This window comes from Rheinheimera pleomorphica, from assembly GCF_011634895.1.
Lineage (GTDB): Bacteria > Pseudomonadota > Gammaproteobacteria > Enterobacterales > Alteromonadaceae > Alishewanella > Alishewanella pleomorphica.
Map to the genome: position 1 here is coordinate 126,377 of NZ_SIRR01000031.1, position 19,424 is coordinate 145,800.

Here is a 19,424-nt window from a genome sequence, read left to right on the forward strand (position 1 = left end):
CTTATCGCGCCGTGCACGAACAGGAGTTTTTATGAGAATGTTACATACCATGCTACGCGTGGGAAACCTGGAAAAATCTATCGCCTTTTACACTGAAGTATTGGGCATGAAACTATTACGGCAGTCGGAAAATACCGAGTACAAATACACGCTGGCCTTTGTTGGTTATGGTGATGAAACGGAAAACACCGTGCTGGAGCTGACCTACAACTGGGGCACCGACAGCTATGATTTAGGCACTGCCTTTGGCCATATTGCGCTGGAAGTAGATAACGTTTATGACGCCTGCGATAAAATTCGCGCTAAAGGTGGCGTAATAAGCCGCGAACCGGGCCCGGTAAAAGGCGGCACCACCGAGATTGCTTTTGTACGTGACCCGGATAATTACGCTATTGAGCTTATTCAGAAAAAAGCCCATTACGATAAGCTGTAATACTTAGTCAGGCGTTCGTTTGTGTTGTTTACGCGCGAACGCCTCCAAACGCTGAATAATCGGCTCGGCATAAACCGGCTGATACAACTTGCGCATAGTGCCATCACGGTAACTTTGCTCCAGTGCCTGCTGCCAGCGCTGAATGCGTTCGTCAGACACATCAGGAGAAAAGGCCAGGTAACGTTTACGCTCCGTCAGATGGCGCACGGCAACCAGTTCGTAGCCGGCGCGGGTCACATCTTTGCTGTATTCTGGCAGGATATATTCAGTGATCGCCATCAAATCAACCCGGCCGTAAATCAGCATATCCAGACATTCGCCTGATTTACTGGTAAGGATAAGATTACGCCCTTCGGTAAAGCCAAAGCGTTTGATGTCCTGTGCTGTTACGGCATTACGATAACTGCAGGCGATAAGTTTACCCGGCAGCGACAACTCCGTCGCCTCTATGCCTAATCGATGCTTTAAGCCATACAGCTTTATGCTGTAGTGCATCAAAGGGCCAACCCATTTAAACCAGCTTTCCCGCTCTGCCGTACGCACTGTTTCAAACAACGCTACATTATTGGCATTGCGGGCAATACTCAGCGCCCGCCCCCATGGCATAAGTTCTGGTGTGCCAGACTCCCCCAGCTGCCTTTGTACATGTTTGATCAGCTCAACGGTTACCCCGCTTACTTCGCCCTGCGCATTCAGATACTGACCCGGCGGGCTATGCTCAGTTAATAATCGAACAGATACTGTCGTTTCAGCTGCCAGCGCAAGCGGTGTGGCAGAAAAAGTTAACAATAGAGCAAATATTAGTCGGATAGTACCGTTCATCCGTCACCGGGTTGTCTTTAAAATCAAGCACTAAGAATACAAAGTTTTTATCACATGCGACAGTAGCACGTACAGCAAAAATTGGGCTTTTGTTAATCAAGCGTAATCAGCACTTTTTCATTCAACGACATCGCCAGGTTATTGTCGTAATAGGCTGCCTCATTGATAAAGGTTGGGTATACCGTGGTATCACCGTCGTAATAGATTTCCGTGCCGTCAAACAGGGTGAAAATGGGGTCGCCGGGATGTATTGGCTGATAATCATTGTCCTGCACATTTTTATGTACCATACCAATGCGCTCGCCCTTCTCATTCATTGGCAGTTTAATGCTGTGCAGATAACGGAACGCCTCGGTATGCTTTGGCAGCTCAGGCAGATTGTTGCGGTTGTAAAGTTCGACAAAATCCAAAATATGCTGTGTCATGCGGTGCATCAGTTCAAGCACATCCTGGCGCAGCACTGACTGCGGTTGCGGCCCCACTTCCACCAGCACACCATAACGGCCCAGGGTACACATTAGTGCATGATCGTCTGCAGCAAAGTGGTCTTCATCGCGCGAGATAATCGCTTCAGGCATTTTCATTTTTACGTAAGCCGCCAGCTTGTTATAAAAAACCCCGGCCTGGGTCAAAATTAAACAGGCGCCCATATTGCTGGTAGTGTTGTGTAAATCGATCAGTAAATCGGTTTTGGCATTACCTTTGGGGCCTAACTGCGCATTAAGCACCTTAGCACGGCTTTGTTCATAGTCAGCTAATGCCGGGTTGGCTAAATCGGCAGTTTTAAACTGGCGGTTTAAATCACTGTGTAAATAGCGCTTATTGGCATAATGCGCCTCCGGGTTAGCCCACAGCAATTCAGTGCTAAAACTGCTGCGATGAGCTTGCTCAGGACGGGCCTGATACTGCTTAATTAAATAAATGCCGGAAAACTCGTTGCCATGAACGCCGCCAACAATAGCGACTTGTTGTATTTTATCTGTCACTTTGCATGCCCCAGTAACTAATGCTAAGCCTGAGCTTAGCCTAAATCAAAGGCGGTATTATGACCAGAGCGCGACTAAAAAAGAATAGATAAAGAATTAAAATGCAGTTTTATAGAATATAAATTCGACAAAGGCTAGTCGCTAGGCAGCTGGCTGAGCTAAATCAAAGCGATTATCGGCTAAGCGCACTAACTCGTTATGCAAAATTTGCTGGGCCTGACAGGTACATTTGCCACACTGAGTGCCAAGACCGGTGCACATTTTCAGCTCACGCATGCTGGATACGCCCTCAGCCACTTTTTGCTTAATGGTTTTATCAGTTACAGCTTTGCATAAACAGACGTACATAACAGCACTCCGGTAACAGTACGCCAGCATTTTAATATTATTAAGAACTATTATCAATAGTATTTGTGAAGTTGAACTGTTACTAATAACAACGCCCGCTTTTTGCGGGCGTTGTGCTGTCATAGCAAGATGTCAGTGTTAGCGGAACAACACTTTCTCTTGCTGAAACCAGTGTACGCAGAAACCAATAGCCGCCGCCGCCAGCAGCAGTGTAGAGCCAAAAATCAGCGCCAGCATCATATAATCCGCCGTGCCTTTGATCAGTTCTTTAATTGCCAGCGCCACATTCATTATCGGTACCAGTGCCGTTTTAGTATTTAACTCAACCCCCGGCATCATGGCAGCAACCAGTGGCAGAAAAATCATAATCGATAACGGGCTAATGTAATTCTGCGCTTCTTTAAAGGTGCGGGCATAAATCGATATTGCCAGCAACAAGGCGGCAAATACGGCCGATATCGGTAACAGCAGCGAGAAAATAAGCACCAGCTCAGTGATAGCTATAGCCGACATTGCTTCTTGTACTACCGCCATCCCCGCAAAAGAGCCGATAATAGCGCCCCAGATACCGAAGCTACCGACGGTGATCAGCGCACCTACCAGTCCGGTGGTTAACACGGTTAAAAACTTACCCAGCACGATACTTACCCGGCTGATTGGGCAAATCAGTAAGGTTTCCAGCGTGCCTCGTTCTTTTTCACCGGCGCCCATATCTATTGCCGGGTATGACGCCCCCAGCAGACACAGCGGAATAAGGATATAGGCGATAATAGCGCCAAACTTTTCACCGATATTTTCCCGTTTGGCGGCGGTATCCACTTTTTGCACATCTACCGGTTTAATAATCGCGGTTAGCTTAGCCGGGTCGACATTAAGTTGCGTCAGCGTCTCACGCTGCAATTGTTCATTAAAGTCGGCGACAATTTCAGAGAAATAACGGTACATAAAGTCAAACTGCGACGACTGGTTATAAATGATTTGCCACTGCGCCTGTTCGACGTTGGCGCGTTTGGTATTAAAATCAGCTGGGATAACAATGGCCACATCAAACTCATCATTGCGAATAGCGGCAATTAAATCCGCCTGGCTGGTTTTTTCGGTCGTCAGTTGCTTAAAGTTCTTATGGTAAAACAGCGCCTCAGCAAACTGTGGTGCCTGTGTCGCGTTCACAATGACATAGCGGTGCTGCTCTTGCATGGCTTTGTTAGTGGTGCTGGATAGCACCAGCCCCATCACACCGAAAATAACCGGAAAGATAAAAATCGGCAGCAGGATCACAAAAATCAGTGTCTTTTTATCACGCATCAGCTCGGTAAGCTCTTTAAAATACACCTGCCACATTATGCTGCTCCTTGCTGTTGTAATTGTTGTGTCCCATTTAGCACAGACAAAAAGGCTTCACGCAGATCACCGTTATCCGATAGCGTTTTAAATTGCGTGATATCACCGGAAAATGCACTCACGCCTTTATCAATCACCACCACGCGGTCACACAAAGACGCCACTTCATCTAAATGATGGGTAGAAAAAATAACCGGCGTACCCGCGGCTTTTAAGCCTTTAATAAAATCCAGTACCGTTTGCACTGTCATGATATCCAACCCTGTGGTTGGCTCATCCAGAATAACCACTTTCGGGCTATGTACCACAGCACGGGCAATGGCGGTTTTTTGCTTCATACCGGTCGACATATTGTCAGCACGGCGGTTGGCAAAATCGTGCATATTTAACAGGCTAAATAACTCATCGATACGCTGCTTTAGTGCTTTTTCGCTCATACCGTGTAAACGGCCAAAATAGGCGATATTTTCAAAGGCGCTAAGCTTGCCGTATAAACCGGTATCGGCGGATAAAAAGCCTATCTGCTGGCGTGCCTTGACCGGCTGTTTTAGCACATCTACGCCGTTTAACAGCACTGAGCCGGCATCCGGTTTTAATGCGGTAGATAACATGCGTAAGGTGGTGGTTTTACCGGCGCCATTAGGGCCCAATAGGCCTAATACCTCACCCTCACCGCAATGAAAGCTGACATTACGCACGGAGTGAAATGCGTCTTTGCTATAACGTACATCCTGTTTTTCCGTGTCGGATAACTTATTATTTTTACTCAGCGCAAAGGCTTTCGCCAAATCCTTAATTTCAATCATGCAAGCGTCCTGTTGTCGAAGCTGCGCCACCCGGACGCAGCCATAAAAATCGGTAAAAAAACCAAGCAGTTACTGTACTTATTATTGTCACCGCCCGTAACGGCTTCGCCCGGCAAAGACGTTAGCCTTTGATTATCAGGAAGTAGCCGCTGGTTAGCAATTTGTTTAGCGAATGAATGCCTCAGAAAACTGTAAGCGGGTGTAAAATAACCACTCTCTGTCGCTAGCCGCTTACTGTTGTAATGTTACTGTTGGCTGGCGTTGTTGCCGCCATAGCTCTGGCCTGGCTTGCAAATAGGCAATAAAGGCCTGAGCGGCAACCTTGCAATCCACGCCTTTGCTATCGCATGGCAAAGCCTGAAGATTCTGATAACGGGCACTAAACGACGGCTTGCCACTGCTATCGGCTTTTGCTTCAACTTTGGTTACCGGATACAACGCGGGTTGCTGCTGGCGCAGGATCATATCGACCCGATCAGTTTGCGCTGCCTGTAACTGCTGCAACAACTGCCAGCCGTCATTACCATCGGCCAGATAACTGGTGGTGACTAAGCTATAGCGGGCATCATGTTCAAGCGGTTGCCACTGCCCGTTTTGCTGAATATCCAATTGCGTAAGCTGTACGCTAGCCGGCCCGGTTTGTTTGGCAATATAACGGATGCCAGCAACATAAGGATATTTACCGGTATGAGCACCTGCCACCACAGACTGACTGATAATGCCGGTCAGTAAGGCGCTAAGCTCACTGCCTTTAATACTCAGCACACTCAGCGGCGTATTAAACGGTAACACCTCCAGGCGGATATTGCCCTCACGCACTTCACCGGCTGGCAGCGGCGCGCGGATATTACCGGCACCGATCAGCGCCAGCTGCACCGGCTTTTTCATCAGATGCTGCACATCATCAGTATTGACGTACCATAACATGGCATCGGCAATATGACCTGCAAGCTTGGAGCCATGCTGGTCACTGCCGCCCGAGCCAGGCAGGCGCACATGGGGTATTTCGGCATGGGTTACACTGATTATCTCGCCATAGGCCGCTCGCACCGCTGGCAAATAGTGGTTATCCAGCACAGCGCGCAGCCTGACATCTTCATCCACAACCGCCGTGCCCGATAAGTTAGCGACAAAACGCTCCGTCGCCTGCTGTGTTTGCGTATCAATACGGCTGTTTTCACTACGTCGCGCTGAGCTGAAATAATCGCGCCCGGCCAGTAAGGTATTGCCGCCTGTACAAAAGGTTAGCTGCCCTCTGCGGTTAAAGCTCAGCTCGGCCTGCCCTACTGCCTGGGCAAACTGACCGGCTTGTACCACACAGGTGCGGCCAACCCCATCAGGATTGGTAACAACCTCGGCATAGGGCCGCTGCTGACCTAAATACCAGTGGCGAAAATCGCCCAGCAGGCTGTGCGAATGCCCGCCGACTATCGCATCGATACCATTAACCGCTGCTGCCAGCGCCAAATCGCGCTGATGGCCAAGATGCGTCAGTGCAATAATATGCTTCACGCCCTGCTGCTGCAGGCTATCGACGGTGCGCTGCGCTGAAGCCACTTCGCTGTCAAACACCAGGGCACCGGTGTCCGGCGAGATAGCGCGCATATCTTCCAGTGCCAACCCCAATACCGCCACCAGCTCACGCCCTGCTGCTGCACTAACGGATTCGACCGCAGTTAATTGATTGTTTTCTAATGCAAATAGCTGATAAGGCGTTAAATTAGCACGCTTTGCCAGTAGCGGCTCGTTCGAGGTGTCGACATTGGCCGCCAGCACGGGGAAGTTTACCTTGTCGACAAAATCGGCCAGTTTAGCCAGGCCAATATCAAACTCGTGATTGCCCAGCGCCATCGCATCAATATTCATCCGGTTCAGGATATCGATATTAATGCGCTGCTCAAACAGCTCAAAATAGGCGCTGCCTTTAAAGGCATCGCCGCCGTGTAAAAATAGCGCGGGTATTGCATCTTGCCGGGCTTGCTGACGCAATTGCTCAGCTTTTGTCAGCAAACGCGGATGACCGCCAATATAGGTATAAACCGGCTGGCCATTACCGGCTTTAAAGGCCGCCGGGCTTGGGTCAAAATGCGAATGGGTGTCGTTAATATGGATAAGGCGAAGCGTCAGGCCGCTTTGAACGCCGGATGGTGCGGCACAGCCGACAAGAAAAAACACTGAACATAACGCAGTTTGCAGCAAGCGCATAAAGACTAAACCTGTATTGTTGACGGAAAACAGTAAACGGTCGGCCACCTTAAGCAGAAAAGGCGTTGGTCTCAAGTGATAATAGCATGACACTGTGCAATAAACGCCTAATGCCAGGCGACCTGACTGCGGCCTTGCTGTTTAGCGCGGTACAAGGCCGCATCGGCGCGCTCGAATAAGCTGCTAAAACTATCATCCGGCTGAAGCGCGGCAACACCAAAACTGGCCGATACCGTTAGCTGCTCACCCAGCTCAATTTGGTGCAGCCGTTCAATAATACGCTGCCCTATTGCCACCACAGCATCCTGCTCAGTATGCGGCAGGATAACGACAAACTCATCGCCACCATAGCGGCCTATCACATCGGTTGGCCGCAATATCTGCTGCGCAATCTGACACGCCTGTTGCAGTACTTCATCACCTTTACTGTGGCCGTATTTATCATTAATTTGTTTAAAATGGTCAATATCAAACACCATTAAACACAGCGCCTGGTGTTGCTCCAGGCTGCGGCTGATCTCCAAATTAGCCCGTTGCTGCAAATGTTCACGTGAGGCGACCTGAGTCAGGCTATCCGTGGAGGCCACCCGCTTTAGCTGCTGATTGGCCGCCGTTAAACCAGGTACAGCCAGGGCAAACAAGGCATTGGCGGCAATCACGTTGATGGCAAACTGATACACCATCACATAATCCATCAGCGCCAGCAGGTTTACCAATAAGGCAATCATAAAGCTGCTTAACGCCACACTGACCGCGTTGTAAAACGGCGCTTCGGTACTGGCGATCCACATATGCGGGATCACTAAAAAGAAAATGGCAAAGGCACTTTCAGGCGTATCGGCATACCAGGCCAGCAGCATCGCCAAACTAAGCAGGCTGATATTCAGCAGCAACTTGTACTTAAACTGCGCGCTGGCAATACGTTGCTGCGGACCAAGCACATCATCTAACACAAACTTCGGCGCGGGGTATAACACACTAAGCAAACTGGCAAAAAGTGGCGCTATCACAATAACGCCGGCCATATCACCAATCCAGAACGGCAGCCAGGCACGGCCAACCTCAGCGAACGGCATCATGCCCGACAGCACCAAAGCACAGAGCACCAGCGCGGTTGCCAGCAGAGCGGTAAGCGCCGCTATCACTAAAAAGCTAATGACAAACAGCGGCAGATTAAAAGCCGCACTCAGTGCAATATGCCTAAGCAAACGGGCGCCAGCGTAGTACGGCAAAATATGGGCGATAGCAAACAGGAGTCCGGCCTGGGTTAACTTCCCAAAGCCCAGCGGTAGCTGATAATAATGTCCGGCCCAGTAAGTAATCGCCACGCAGGCCAGCAACAGCGCCGGTACTACTCTTACACCAACAATAAACAGTGCTGCAAAGGTTAAACCGGCCGCCGGAAACCAAACACTGGCATGTTCGGTGTATTCTACCAGCAGCCCTAACATCCACACCGCTAGCCAAAGCACAACCAACAGCAGGTTGCGCCAAAGCACTGAGCTCGACATTTGCCGGGTTAACTCAGATAAAGTGTGATAAAAATACGGCATAGCGGCTTATTATTGTTGTTATATCAGAGCAAGCTTAAGCTGAATTATAGCGCGGCGCGAATTTTTTCCGCCAGGGCTTTAATTTTTTCCATATCGCCCATCGCCGCGCCATGGCCTTTTAGCTTCGATAAATGCTCTGGGATTAAATGAAAATGTAAATGTGGCACGGTTTGTCCGGCGGCTTCGCCATTCAGTTGCATTAGTACCACACCTTCAGCACCTAAAGTCGATTTTAGCGCTGACATCACTTTTTGCACTGTGATCATCGTATGGCTAAGCTGGTCTGCTGGGATATCCAGCAGGGTCTGCGCCGCAAATTTCGGGATCACCAGGGTGTGGCCATCGGCCTGCGGCATAATATCCATAAAGGCCAGCGTGTAGTCATCTTCATACACTTTAAAACTGGGGATTTCGCCGCGCAGAATTTTGGCGAAAATATTGTTGTTATCGTAGCTCATGCAGTGTTCCTTTGTGCGGACATAATTAGCCAAGTATGCCAGTAACTGAAGCGATAAAACCAGCTTTGACGATACTAATGAGCTTTCAAACGCGGGCTGGAACCCCGCTTTGGTCGCCACAGAGTGTCTGAGCCCTGCCGTAGGCATTAGGACGAGTTGCTGTGGCGAGCCAAGGCGGGTGTTGCAGCAAAGCGTTTTAACTGAGCAAATATCCTGCGTGAAACTTAAGGTGCTGCTCAATAAAGCTGGCGATAAAGTAGTAGCTATGGTCGTAACCTTGCTGCATACGGATCTGTGCCGGGGCGCCGCTTTGCTTTGCTGCAGCAACCAGGCTGTCGGTACGTAACTGCTCGGGGTAAAAGCTGTCAGCTGTGCCCTGATCCACCAAAATTGGCAGCGGCTGTTCTGCTGCAGCTAATAACAGCGAGGCATCATATTGCTGCCATTGGCTTCTATCTTCGCCTAAATAGCCGGTAAAGGCTTTCACACCCCAGGGGCAGTTTACCGGGTTACAAATTGGCGAAAACGCCGAGATGCTGCGATAGCGCTCACTATTTCGCAGGCCAATCACCAAGGCACCATGGCCGCCCATTGAATGGCCGCTGATACTGCGTTTATCTGACAGCGGCAGCTCTGCCTCTACCAGTTGTGGCAATTCGCTAACGATATAGTCATACATCTGGTAATGCCGGGCGAACGGTTCGCGCGTAGCATTGACATAAAAACCAGCGCCTAAGCCAAAATCATAAGCGCCGTTGTCATCATCCGGCACGCCGTCACCGCGTGGGCTGGTGTCTGGTATTATCAGCGCGATGCCAAGCTCGGCGGCGATACGCTGGGCACCGGCTTTGCTGGAGAAATTTTCGTCGGTACAGGTTAAACCCGACAGCCAGTAAAGCGCCGGCACGGCTTGCGTTTCTGCCTGCGGCGGTAAAAACACTGAAAACTGCATCTCGCAGTGCAGTACAGATGATGGATGTTTAAAGCGGATTTGTTTGCCGCCAAAACACAGCTGTTCACTCACTTTGGTTAATACTGAAGTTGTCATAATCTACCCATAGTGTGTAGATAGGACAGATTACAACACCCGCCCTGGCTCGTCACAGCAACTATACCGAGCTTTCCTGCCCGGTACCTGCGGCCAGCTAACGCTGTTCAAATTCGTTCCGGACGAATTTGTCGCCAGCCTACGGCAGGGCTCAGACACTCTGTGCCGACCAGAACGGGGTTCTAATCCGTCCATCACTCACATCTGCTCCTTATTAAAAATGAATCACCGTCCGAATCGACTTACCTTCATGCATTAAATCAAAGGCTTCGTTGATTTGCTCCAATGGCATGGTATGGGTAATAAAGGTGTCCAGCTCAAACTCGCCGTTTAAGTAGCGCTCGACATAATCTGGCAGCTGCGAGCGGCCTTTTACGCCACCAAAAGCAGTACCGCGCCATACCCGACCGGTGACCAGCTGAAATGGCCGGGTCGAAATTTCCTGGCCGGCACCGGCGACACCGATAATCACCGACTCGCCCCAGCCTTTATGACAGCACTCCAATGCCGAGCGCATCACGTTCACGTTACCAATACACTCAAAGGAGTAATCGACGCCGCCATCGGTCATGTCCACAATGACATCCTGAATGGGCTTATCGAATTTCTTTGGATTTATTGCATCAGTGGCGCCGAGCTTTTTCGCGATATCAAATTTATCTTCGTTAATATCAATAGCAATAATACGGCCGGCTTTGGCCATTACCGCACCAATAATCACCGACAAACCAATGCCACCTAAGCCAAATACGGCAACCGTATCACCTTCTTTTACCTTAGCGGCATTCACCACAGCGCCCATGCCGGTGGTAACACCGCAGCCGAGCAAACACACTTTTTCCAGTGGTGCGTCTTTGTTGATTTTCGCCAGCGAAATTTCCGGCAATACGGTGTATTCCGAGAAAGTTGAGGTGCCCATATAGTGATAAATCGGCTTACCGTCTTTGGAAAAGCGCGTAGTACCATCCGGCATTAAGCCTTTACCCTGGGTAGCACGAATGGCCTGACACAGGTTAGTTTTACCCGATAAACAAAACTTACATTTACCGCACTCTGGTGTGTACAGTGGGATAACATGGTCACCCACAGCAACAGAGGTAACGCCCTCACCCACAGCTTCAACAATACCGCCGCCTTCATGGCCTAAAATGGCCGGGAAAATACCCTCAGGATCTTCGCCCGATAAGGTGAAAGCATCGGTATGGCACACGCCACTGGCGACAATACGTACCAGTACTTCACCTTTTTGCGGTGGCATTAAATCTACTTCTTCAATCGATAATGGCTGGCCCGGGCCCCAGGCCACAGCGGCGCGTGTTTTGATCATTTGCATTGCATTATCCTTTTAATTAACTGCACAGACATCAAATTGACTACCAGCAAGTGTAACCTGATTTTTATTTTTGCCATATCCGTACCAATAGCAGTAAAATACAAATCAGTTTTTCATATATGCAAAAACATGCAAGCGAAAAGCACGGCAGCTTGCGTTACAACGCCCGCCCTGGCTTGCCACAGCAACTATGTCGGGCTGTCCTGCCCGACACCAGAGGCCAGCTAAAGCTGTTCAAATTCGTTCCAGACGAATTTGTCGCTCGCTTTACTGGGGCTCAGACACTCTGTGGCAACCAGAACGGGGTTCTAACCGCTGCCTTAGACTGCATTTCAGGACTGCAGCTTTCCTTCAGCAAAGCCGATTTAATACGAGAAGGTTTAATTGAAACAGTGGATAGGTATTAGCGAATTTGTGGCGGTGGCAGAGCAGCAAAGCTTTACCAAAGCCGCCCGGCAGCTGGGCATTTCGGTAGCGCAGGTAAGCCGCAATATTGCCGAGCTGGAAGCCAGCCTGGCGATTAAACTGTTGTATCGCAGCACGCGCAGCGTCAGCTTAACCGAAGAAGGCTTGCTGTATTTGCAGCATTGCAAACATTTGGTGGCCAGTTTAGACGAAGCTAACCGCACGCTGGCTAACCTAAAGGCCACGCCGCGCGGCCAAATTAAACTCACTGCGCCGGTATTTTATGGCGAAACCCGCATAGCACCGCTGCTGCATGATTTTATGCAGCACTACCCTGACACCGAGCTCGACCTGCAACTAAGTAACAGCAAACTGGATTTAGTGCAGGGCGGCTTTGATTTGGCCATTCGCTTGGGCACACTGGAAAGCTCCAGCCTGATTGCGCGTAAACTGGCCAGCCGCACCCAGTATGTGGTAGCCGCACCGGCGTATCTGGCCAAATACGGCCCCCCGGCCAATTTAACCGAGCTGGCCAGCCATCAGTGCATAACCGGCACGGTCGCACAGTGGCGCTTTATGCAGCAGGGCAAAGTGGTCCAGTTTAAGCCTAAAGGCCGTATTGTCTGCAACAGCGGCGTAGCGCTGCTGGACGCTGCACTTAAAGGGCTGGGGCTGGTGCAACTGCCCGACTACTATGTCGCCGATAAATTAGACAGCGGCGAACTGGTTGCCGTACTAAACGAGCTGCGCCAACCGGATGATGGCATCTGGGCGCTGTACCCGCAAAACCGGCACTTGTCAGCAAAAGTGCGGGTTTTGGTCGATTATCTGGCCAGCCAACTTGGTTCGCCGCCTGCGCTGTGATAGCGTTTCAGTTAACATCATTTGCTATAGGACACACGATGAAATTTCTTTTTGCCACCCTACTGCTACTCGCCAGCCAGCTAAGCTTCGCCAGCGATAGCTTTATACAAGACGAGCATTATCAGCTGCTGGACACACCGGTAAGCCAAAGTGCCCAGGTGGTAGAGTACTTCTCTTATTACTGCCCGTTTTGCTATAACTTCGAGCCTATCGTCGCCGAGCTGAAAAAAGCCCTGCCTGCAGGCACACCGCTACATAAGGTGCCGGTGGCATTTTTAGGCGGCAATATGGCCGCTACGGTACAGCGAGCCCATGCTACTGCCGAGCTTTTAAAGGTTGAAGATGCCTTTGCCGCAGCACTGTTTAACCAAATTCACCAACAGCGTAAACCGCCACAAAACCGCAGCGACATCGCAAAGCTGTTTGCCGGCCTTGGTATAGCAGCGGCTCAGCTTGATGCGCATTTTGACAGCCTCCCCGTCAATAGCATGGTGACTGAATATGATGATGCCGTAGCGGCGGCGAATATCCGCTCAGTCCCCAGCTTTGTGGTCAACAACAAGTACCTGGTCAAGATCAGCGCCGTGTCCTCACAACAGCAGTTCAATGCACTGGTAAACTACCTGCTGAGCCTACCAACAGAGGCAGAAACACAATGAGCAGCATAAAAATTGATCTGGTATCCGATATCGCCTGCCCCTGGTGTGCTATTGGTTATGCCAGATTGCAGCAGGCGCTGGCTAGTCTGCCGGATATACAAATTGAACTTCAGTGGCATGCCTTTGAGCTAAACCCGGATAAAAATGCGCCGCAAGAGCCTATTTTACCGGCGCTAAGCCGTAAATATGGCCGCAGTGAAGAGGAAATGCGCGCAGCCCAGGCCAATATGATGCAAATTGCCAGCACGCTGGGACTTAACTTTACCAAAATGCAGCAGCGCTTTACCTGCAATACTTTTGACGCACACCGGTTGGTAAAATGGGCGGAGGCGACAGAGCAAAAAGCCACGGCAATGAAACTGGCATTGTTTGATGCCTATTTTGGTGAAGCCAAAGATGTATCAGATGCAAAAGTATTAGCCGGCTGTGCCATGAGCGCCGCTCTGGATAGCGCAGAAGCAGAACGCATCTTAGCCAGCGATGCCTACCGCGACACAGTACAGCAGGATATTGCTAAATATCAGCAAGCCGGTATCTCGTCTGTACCGGCCTTTATTATTAATAACAAATACCTGATCTCCGGTGCGCAAGAGCCGGCGCAATTAGCTGCAGCGTTAAAACAGATTGCCGCAGAGCAGGCGTAATCTGATATACACTTAGCGCAATATATTTGCGCTAAGTGTTTTTTATTTAACCCCCACTATTTACCTGAGCCGTTGTTAAAGCGCTTCTAGCAATAGCGCTATGCCCTGGCCGCCACCAATGCACATGGTCACCAAGCCATAACGGCCATTTATCCGCTTAAGCTCCGCCAGCAGTTTAATAATCAAAATCGAGCCGGTTGCACCTACCGGATGCCCCATAGCAATAGCGCCGCCGTTGGGGTTTACCTTGCTGTTATCAAACCCCAGGGTCTGGCTTACCGCCAGCGCCTGGGCGGCAAACGCCTCGTTAGATTCAATCACGTCTAAATCGGCCAGCGTTAAACCTGTTTGCGCCAGCACCTGCTGCACCGCCGGTATCGGCCCCAGCCCCATTACGCCCGGCTCTACGCCGGCAAAGGCATAACCAACAATGCGCGCCTGTGGTTTAAGGCCGCGTTTGTCCGCTTCAAACCGGCTGGTTAGCAGCAGCGCCGCCGCGCCATCATTTAAACCTGAGGCGTTACCGGCGGTAACTATGCCATCTCTTTTAAATGCCGGTTTAAGCTGCGCCAGGCTTTCCAGGCTGGTATCAGCACGGATATGCTCATCGCGATTAAACAGCACTTCGCTGCGGCCTGCTGGTACGGTTAGTGGCACTATCTGCTGGTCAAAATAGCCCTGCTGCTGCGCATAGGCCGCCCGCTGCTGGCTTTGCAGCGCAAAGGCGTCTAAATCAGTGCGGCTAAAACCATATTGCGCCGCTATGGTTTCCGCGGTAATGCCCATATGGCCGCTACCGAAAGGATCGCTAAGAATGCCCAGGGTTAAATCGGTGATAGCGCTGTGGCCCATTTTCAGGCCGCGCCGCACCTTGGGTAATAGATAAGCACCGTTACTCATGCTCTCGGCACCACCCGCTACAGCAATCTTGCTCTGCCCCAGTTGTATCAACTGCGCCGACGAGATCACCGACTGCACAGCCGAGCCACATAAACGGTTGACATTAAAGGCGGCAGAGCTGGCTGCCATGCCGCTGTTTAGCGCTATATGCCGGGCTAAATAGGCATCTTCTGCACCTGTAGTAATAATATGGCCAAATACGGCATGATCGACATCTGTTGCAGCCACACCAGCGCGCTGTATTGCAGCTTTTGCCGCCGCCGTGCCCAGCTGCGCCGGGCTTAAGCCGGCTAAACTGCCGCCAAAGCTACCAATAGCGGTACGGGCACCGGCCAGGATCACGACATCAGATAACGGCATAGTCTTTTCCTATTGTGTTAACAGCGGCCTTTTCGCTTTGGGCAGGCTGTTTACGATTAACTGATACGAGTTTTCTATCTGGCGTTTTATTTCGTTATCCGGCACGCTGCCATCAAGCAACACGGTATTCCAGTGCTGTTTATTCATATGATAACCGGGCGTAATAGCCGGAAAAATATCGCGCAGCATGACGGCTTCTGCCGGATCGCATTTTAAATTCACCCGAGCCACGCCATCCTGTTCGCTTAGAATGGCGAATATTTTGCCGACTTTATATACGTAAATATCCGGGCCAAAGGGAAAGTCTTCTACGCTTTGTAGTTGCATCAGGCAATGATCACGGCATTGTTGAAAGTCGAACATTGAATGCACTCCTTTATCTGACAGGGCGGATCGGGTTGTGCTAAGCCGACCCTTGAAGGCATGGATGCCTGAGAGGAGCCTACACGGATGTATTCACGGCGAGTCGGCGTGTACAACCCGATTTGCCCCTGCACGAAACTCAGAACCCTGCATTATGCAGGGTTCTGTCAAACAAACTTATGGTTTAGTGTATTTATCCAGCCACTGAAACACTTCGTTGTACCAGCGCACACGGTTATCTTTATTTAAGATCCAGTGGTTTTCATCCGGGAAAATCACTAAGCGCGAATCAATACCCTTACGCTGTAGGTTAGTAAAGGCACCTAACCCTTGCGCATAAGGCACGCGGTAATCTTTTAAGCCGTGAATAACCAGCATTGGCGTTTGCCATTTGTCGGCGTGTGCGGCCGGGTTAAATTTCTGATAGTCAGAGTCGGCGTTCCAAGCCGGGCCGCCTAAATCAAACTCCGGAAACCACAGCTCTTCGGTGCTGCCGTAAAAGCTTGGCATATCGTATAAACCGGCATGGTTAACCAGACACTTAAAGCCGGTTGGCCAGTTGCCGGCAATCCAGTTCATCATATAACCACCGTACGACGCCCCCAGTGCACAGGCACGATTGCCGTCTATCCAGGGCTGGGCTTTTACGATGTACTCAAAGCCTTTTTTCAAATCTTCCAGCGGCTTACCGCCCCAGTCTCGGCTAATTGAATCGGTGAAGGCCTGACCATAACCGGTAGAACCATGAAAATCGACCATCACCACTGCATAACCCTGAGCGGCATACATCTGCGCATTCCAGCGCTCGTTAAACATATTGCCGAAACTGCCTTGCGGGCCGCCGTGCACTAAAAATGCCATCGGGTATTTTTTCTTGGCATCAAAGTTCCACGGTTTTACCAGATAACCGTAAACAGTGTCATCATTGGCGCCTTTAAAGCTAAATTGCTCATAGTCACCAAATTGTACTGCTTTACGCCAGTCGGCGTTAATGTCGGTCAGCTGGGTTAAATTGCTGCCATCCAGGTTTAACTGAAACACTTCAGCTGGCATGTCCAGCTTGTGGTTGGTAAACACCAGTTTATCGCTGGCCACATTCAGCGCGCCGGCGGTGCCATCGCCAAACACTTTGCGCACATCGCCAAAGCCAGTGTTAATGGCATAAATGCTGTACTGGCCAACATCCTGCGTGGTAACAAACACAGTGCGGTTATCCGGGCCAAATTTGTAATCGCTTACTGAGCGGTCAAACTCGGGCGCCAGCTCTTTTTTCTGCCCGGTCACCATATCCAGCAACATCAGGCTGAATTTATCCGCTTCGGCCTGTGGTTTGCTCATGGCTTTATACGCCATAAAGCGGCCATCACTGGAGAACGACGGCTGTGCATCCCAGGCCGGGTTTGCCGCGGTTAAATTCTGCTTTTCACCGCCAGTTACCGGCACCATAAAGATGTCGTAATTGGTATGCCAGGCCTGGTCGCTGGCCGGGATCTTAGCGCTGAACACCAACCGCGCGTTATCTGGCGTAAAGGCCACTTCCTTCATACCGGCAATATTGGTGTTCCACTCACTCATCAGGTTGGTAGCATCTTTTACCGGCCCCTGCCCCAGCGCAGCGACATGCAAATGACTGCGATACGGCGTTAACCAGTGATCCCAGTGGCGTACCATTAGCTGGTCATAGGCCATAGCGGTGTCTTTTTTCGCTGCATCGGCCGCTTTGGCGTCCAGTGTACATTGCAGGTTCTGACAACCGGGTTTTACCGCTAACGCCAGCGCAATGTGTTTGCCGTCGTCTGATACTTTAAAGCCCTCTACCGGCAGCGGTAAATCGGTAACCTGCAGCGCTTCGCCACCATAAAGCGGTAATTGCCACACCTGGTTCGAGCCACTGCGATTAGCCACAAAATAAATGCTCTGGCCATCATGGCCCCACTGCAGCTGGCTTTCACGTCCTTCGCTCTGGGTTAAACGGGTCACTTTGTTTAAGTTGGATAAATCCATCAGATACAAGTCAGACGAGCTATCAGCCGGGCTAAAACCGGCGTTAGTCTGGCCATAGGCAACAAAGCGGCCATCGGGTGATAACACCACATCATGCAGTTTATTAAAACGGTTTAAATGCTCTACCGTTAATGGGCCCTGAGCCATGGCGCAACCTGATGACAGCAGCGCCAGAGTTAATAAAGTCTTTTTCATGCGTATCCCTTGGATTTTTTTGTTATAGGCTGAAAAAAATAAGGCTGCAGCAATGCTACAGCCTGAGTAAGGATTAGGCTTTTAACGCTGCATCCAGATCTTCAATTTTGGCTTTCCAGATAGCCGGCCCTTGCTGGTGCACATTATTACCATTTGAGTCTACCGCTACGGTAACCGGCATATCCTGCACCTCAAACTCGTAAATGGCTTCCATACCTAAATCGGCAAAGGCCACTACGCGGGCTTTCTTAATGGCTTTGGAGACTAAATAGGCCGCGCCACCTACCGCCATTAAATACACCGCTTTGTGCTGCTTGATACTGGCCACGGTTTTATCACCGCGTTCAGACTTACCAATCATGCCCAGTAAGCCGGTTTGTGACAGCATCATATCGGTAAATTTATCCATCCGCGTTGCCGTTGTCGGGCCGGCAGGGCCTACCACTTCATCACCCACCGCATCCACCGGGCCTACGTAGTAAATAAAGCGGTTTTTAAAGTCGACGCCATCGGGCAGTGCTTCACCTTTATTTAGCATGTCAGCAATGCGTTTATGCGCGGCATCGCGGCCGGTTAGCATCTTGCCGGATAACAGCACGGTTTCACCGGCCTGCCAGGTCTGAACTTCCTCTGGTGTTACCGTATCTAAATTGACCCGGCGCACATTAGCACCCAGCTCCCAGGTTACCTGTGGCCAGTCTTCCAGTTTTGGCGGCTGAATATCAGCAGCGCCGCTGCCATCTAAATGAAAATGCACATGGCGCGTGGCGGCGCAGTTGGGGATCATCACCACCGGTAAACTGGCAGCATGGGTTGGCACGCTGTTAATTTTCACATCCACTACGGTGGTTAAACCGCCTAAGCCCTGGGCACCGATACCCAGTTTGTTGACTTTTTCATACAGCTCTAAACGCAGCTTTTCATCAGCCGTTTCTGCGCCTTTGGCAATCAGTTCCTGAATATCCACCGGCTCCATCAGGGCTTCTTTGGCCAGCACCGCGGCTTTTTCGGCCGTGCCGCCAATACCGATGCCTAACATGCCTGGCGGACACCAGCCTGCGCCCATTTTCGGTAAGGTTTCCAGCACCCAATCGACAATAGAGTCAGACGGGTTAAGCATTACCATCTTGGTTTTATTTTCTGAGCCGCCACCTTTGGCAGCAATCATCACTTCAACATGATGGCCCGGCACTAAATCGATATGCACCACTGAGGGCGTATTGTCTTTGGTATTTTTACGCGCGCCGGCAGGGTCAGCCACGATAGAGGCACGCAGCGGGTTATCCGGGTTTAAGTAAGCACGACGGGTACCTTCGTCCACCATCTGCTGCACCGTCATATCGGTTTTATCCCATTTCACATCCATCCCAATTTTAACAAAGCAGGTCACAATACCGGTGTCCTGACAAATGGGCCTGTGGCCTTCGGCCGACATGCGCGAGTTTATTAAAATTTGCGCGATGGCATCTTTAGCCGCCTGGTTTTGCTCTTTGTGGTAGGCCACTTCCAGTGCTTTGATAAAATCCAGCGGATGATAATAAGAGATGTACTGCAGCGCATCTTCGATGCTGTCGATAAAGTCTTGCTGGCGAATAACCGTCATGTTTTACCTGTCCTCTGACGCCTGTGGCAGCGCCATGTTTAACTATTAGTGTCGGTGCTGGTATGATAGCGCGCATCAGAAACAGCGGCTAGCC

The 19,424-nt window shown here is 50.6% G+C and carries 18 protein-coding genes; 4 read left to right on the forward strand and 14 right to left on the reverse strand.

Features of this window, described 5'->3' with window-relative positions; genetic code table 11:
- Positions 1–31: 31 nt before the first annotated feature.
- Complete coding sequence (gloA, locus tag EYB30_RS16880) at positions 32–433, forward strand: lactoylglutathione lyase (protein ID WP_166840405.1); 402 nt, start codon at positions 32–34, stop codon at positions 431–433.
- A gap of 3 nt (positions 434–436) precedes the next feature.
- Here gloA and EYB30_RS16885 read toward each other — a convergent pair whose 3' ends face one another.
- The 10 genes from EYB30_RS16885 to EYB30_RS16930 all read right to left on the reverse strand — a co-directional run bounded on the left by EYB30_RS16885 (position 437) and on the right by EYB30_RS16930 (position 11,324).
- Positions 437–1,255: a substrate-binding periplasmic protein gene (locus tag EYB30_RS16885; RefSeq protein WP_166840407.1), complete on the reverse strand. Its 819-nt coding sequence runs from the start codon at positions 1,253–1,255 to the stop codon at positions 437–439.
- Positions 1,256–1,347: 92 nt separating this feature from the next.
- Positions 1,348–2,241 carry an aspartoacylase gene (locus tag EYB30_RS16890; RefSeq protein ID WP_166840409.1) on the reverse strand — a complete coding sequence of 298 codons (894 nt, stop codon included), beginning with the start codon at positions 2,239–2,241 and terminating at the stop codon, positions 1,348–1,350.
- A 141-nt stretch (positions 2,242–2,382) separates the two neighbouring features.
- Positions 2,383–2,589 carry a bacterioferritin-associated ferredoxin gene (locus EYB30_RS16895; RefSeq protein ID WP_166840411.1) on the reverse strand — a complete coding sequence of 69 codons (207 nt, stop codon included), beginning with the start codon at positions 2,587–2,589 and terminating at the stop codon, positions 2,383–2,385.
- Positions 2,590–2,727: 138 nt separating this feature from the next.
- On the reverse strand, positions 2,728–3,930 hold the full coding sequence (locus tag EYB30_RS16900; RefSeq protein WP_166840413.1) for an ABC transporter permease: 1,203 nt from the start codon (positions 3,928–3,930) through the stop codon (positions 2,728–2,730).
- Positions 3,930–4,736 carry an ATP-binding cassette domain-containing protein gene (locus EYB30_RS16905; RefSeq protein ID WP_166840415.1) on the reverse strand — a complete coding sequence of 269 codons (807 nt, stop codon included), beginning with the start codon at positions 4,734–4,736 and terminating at the stop codon, positions 3,930–3,932. Before EYB30_RS16905 ends, EYB30_RS16900 begins: the two co-directional genes overlap by 1 nt.
- 231 nt (positions 4,737–4,967) lie before the next feature.
- A complete protein-coding gene (locus tag EYB30_RS16910; RefSeq protein WP_166840417.1) occupies positions 4,968–6,941 on the reverse strand; it encodes a bifunctional metallophosphatase/5'-nucleotidase in 1,974 nt (657 codons plus the stop codon).
- A 107-nt stretch (positions 6,942–7,048) separates the two neighbouring features.
- Entirely contained in the window at positions 7,049–8,494 is a 1,446-nt protein-coding gene (locus tag EYB30_RS16915) for a sensor domain-containing diguanylate cyclase (RefSeq protein ID WP_166840419.1), read from the reverse strand.
- Positions 8,495–8,538: 44 nt separating this feature from the next.
- Positions 8,539–8,952, reverse strand: coding sequence for an HIT family protein (locus EYB30_RS16920; protein ID WP_166840421.1), 414 nt, complete (start codon positions 8,950–8,952; stop codon positions 8,539–8,541).
- 196 nt (positions 8,953–9,148) lie between these two features.
- Positions 9,149–10,000, reverse strand: a complete 852-nt coding sequence (gene fghA / locus EYB30_RS16925) for an S-formylglutathione hydrolase (RefSeq protein ID WP_166840423.1) — start codon at positions 9,998–10,000, stop codon at positions 9,149–9,151.
- Between the two features lie 214 nt (positions 10,001–10,214).
- Entirely contained in the window at positions 10,215–11,324 is a 1,110-nt protein-coding gene (locus tag EYB30_RS16930) for an S-(hydroxymethyl)glutathione dehydrogenase/class III alcohol dehydrogenase (protein WP_458411344.1), read from the reverse strand.
- A gap of 393 nt (positions 11,325–11,717) precedes the next feature.
- Between EYB30_RS16930 and EYB30_RS16935 the strand changes: the two genes are divergently transcribed.
- From EYB30_RS16935 to EYB30_RS16945, 3 genes are read left to right on the forward strand one after another with little or no spacing between them, the layout of a single operon-like run.
- On the forward strand, positions 11,718–12,602 hold the full coding sequence (locus EYB30_RS16935) for a LysR family transcriptional regulator (RefSeq protein WP_166840428.1): 885 nt from the start codon (positions 11,718–11,720) through the stop codon (positions 12,600–12,602).
- Positions 12,603–12,640: 38 nt separating this feature from the next.
- Positions 12,641–13,261 (forward strand): thiol:disulfide interchange protein DsbA/DsbL, encoded by a 621-nt coding sequence (locus EYB30_RS16940; protein WP_166840430.1) that lies wholly within the window; start codon positions 12,641–12,643, stop codon positions 13,259–13,261.
- Positions 13,258–13,905, forward strand: a complete 648-nt coding sequence (locus EYB30_RS16945; RefSeq protein ID WP_166840433.1) for a DsbA family oxidoreductase — start codon at positions 13,258–13,260, stop codon at positions 13,903–13,905. Before EYB30_RS16940 ends, EYB30_RS16945 begins: the two co-directional genes overlap by 4 nt.
- A gap of 75 nt (positions 13,906–13,980) precedes the next feature.
- On the opposite strand, the gene bktB is transcribed toward EYB30_RS16945, so the two are convergent.
- The 4 genes from bktB to EYB30_RS16965 all read right to left on the reverse strand — a co-directional run bounded on the left by bktB (position 13,981) and on the right by EYB30_RS16965 (position 19,330).
- Entirely contained in the window at positions 13,981–15,165 is a 1,185-nt protein-coding gene (gene bktB, locus EYB30_RS16950) for a beta-ketothiolase BktB (protein ID WP_166840435.1), read from the reverse strand.
- 9 nt (positions 15,166–15,174) lie between these two features.
- A complete protein-coding gene (locus EYB30_RS16955) occupies positions 15,175–15,528 on the reverse strand; it encodes an MmcQ/YjbR family DNA-binding protein (protein ID WP_166840437.1) in 354 nt (117 codons plus the stop codon).
- Positions 15,529–15,705: 177 nt separating this feature from the next.
- Positions 15,706–17,727: a S9 family peptidase gene (locus EYB30_RS16960; RefSeq protein WP_166840439.1), complete on the reverse strand. Its 2,022-nt coding sequence runs from the start codon at positions 17,725–17,727 to the stop codon at positions 15,706–15,708.
- 73 nt (positions 17,728–17,800) lie between these two features.
- Positions 17,801–19,330, reverse strand: coding sequence for a fumarate hydratase (locus tag EYB30_RS16965; protein ID WP_166840441.1), 1,530 nt, complete (start codon positions 19,328–19,330; stop codon positions 17,801–17,803).
- Between the last annotated feature and the right edge of the window lie 94 nt (positions 19,331–19,424).

What these genes read in the sequence shown, in the direction of transcription:
- gloA (WP_166840405.1), top strand. Translation starts at nt 32, where the DNA reads ATGAGAATGTTACATACCATGCTACGCGTGGGAAACCTGGAAAAATCT.
- EYB30_RS16910 (WP_166840417.1), bottom strand. Translation starts at nt 6,941, where the DNA reads ATGCGCTTGCTGCAAACTGCGTTATGTTCAGTGTTTTTTCTTGTCGGC.
- fghA (WP_166840423.1), bottom strand. Translation starts at nt 10,000, where the DNA reads ATGACAACTTCAGTATTAACCAAAGTGAGTGAACAGCTGTGTTTTGGC.
- EYB30_RS16955 (WP_166840437.1), bottom strand. Translation starts at nt 15,528, where the DNA reads ATGTTCGACTTTCAACAATGCCGTGATCATTGCCTGATGCAACTACAA.
- EYB30_RS16895 (WP_166840411.1), bottom strand. Translation starts at nt 2,589, where the DNA reads ATGTACGTCTGTTTATGCAAAGCTGTAACTGATAAAACCATTAAGCAA.
- EYB30_RS16965 (WP_166840441.1), bottom strand. Translation starts at nt 19,330, where the DNA reads ATGACGGTTATTCGCCAGCAAGACTTTATCGACAGCATCGAAGATGCG.
- EYB30_RS16885 (WP_166840407.1), bottom strand. Translation starts at nt 1,255, where the DNA reads ATGAACGGTACTATCCGACTAATATTTGCTCTATTGTTAACTTTTTCT.
- EYB30_RS16900 (WP_166840413.1), bottom strand. Translation starts at nt 3,930, where the DNA reads ATGTGGCAGGTGTATTTTAAAGAGCTTACCGAGCTGATGCGTGATAAA.
- bktB (WP_166840435.1), bottom strand. Translation starts at nt 15,165, where the DNA reads ATGCCGTTATCTGATGTCGTGATCCTGGCCGGTGCCCGTACCGCTATT.
- EYB30_RS16945 (WP_166840433.1), top strand. Translation starts at nt 13,258, where the DNA reads ATGAGCAGCATAAAAATTGATCTGGTATCCGATATCGCCTGCCCCTGG.
- EYB30_RS16940 (WP_166840430.1), top strand. Translation starts at nt 12,641, where the DNA reads ATGAAATTTCTTTTTGCCACCCTACTGCTACTCGCCAGCCAGCTAAGC.
- EYB30_RS16960 (WP_166840439.1), bottom strand. Translation starts at nt 17,727, where the DNA reads ATGAAAAAGACTTTATTAACTCTGGCGCTGCTGTCATCAGGTTGCGCC.
- EYB30_RS16915 (WP_166840419.1), bottom strand. Translation starts at nt 8,494, where the DNA reads ATGCCGTATTTTTATCACACTTTATCTGAGTTAACCCGGCAAATGTCG.
- EYB30_RS16920 (WP_166840421.1), bottom strand. Translation starts at nt 8,952, where the DNA reads ATGAGCTACGATAACAACAATATTTTCGCCAAAATTCTGCGCGGCGAA.
- EYB30_RS16905 (WP_166840415.1), bottom strand. Translation starts at nt 4,736, where the DNA reads ATGATTGAAATTAAGGATTTGGCGAAAGCCTTTGCGCTGAGTAAAAAT.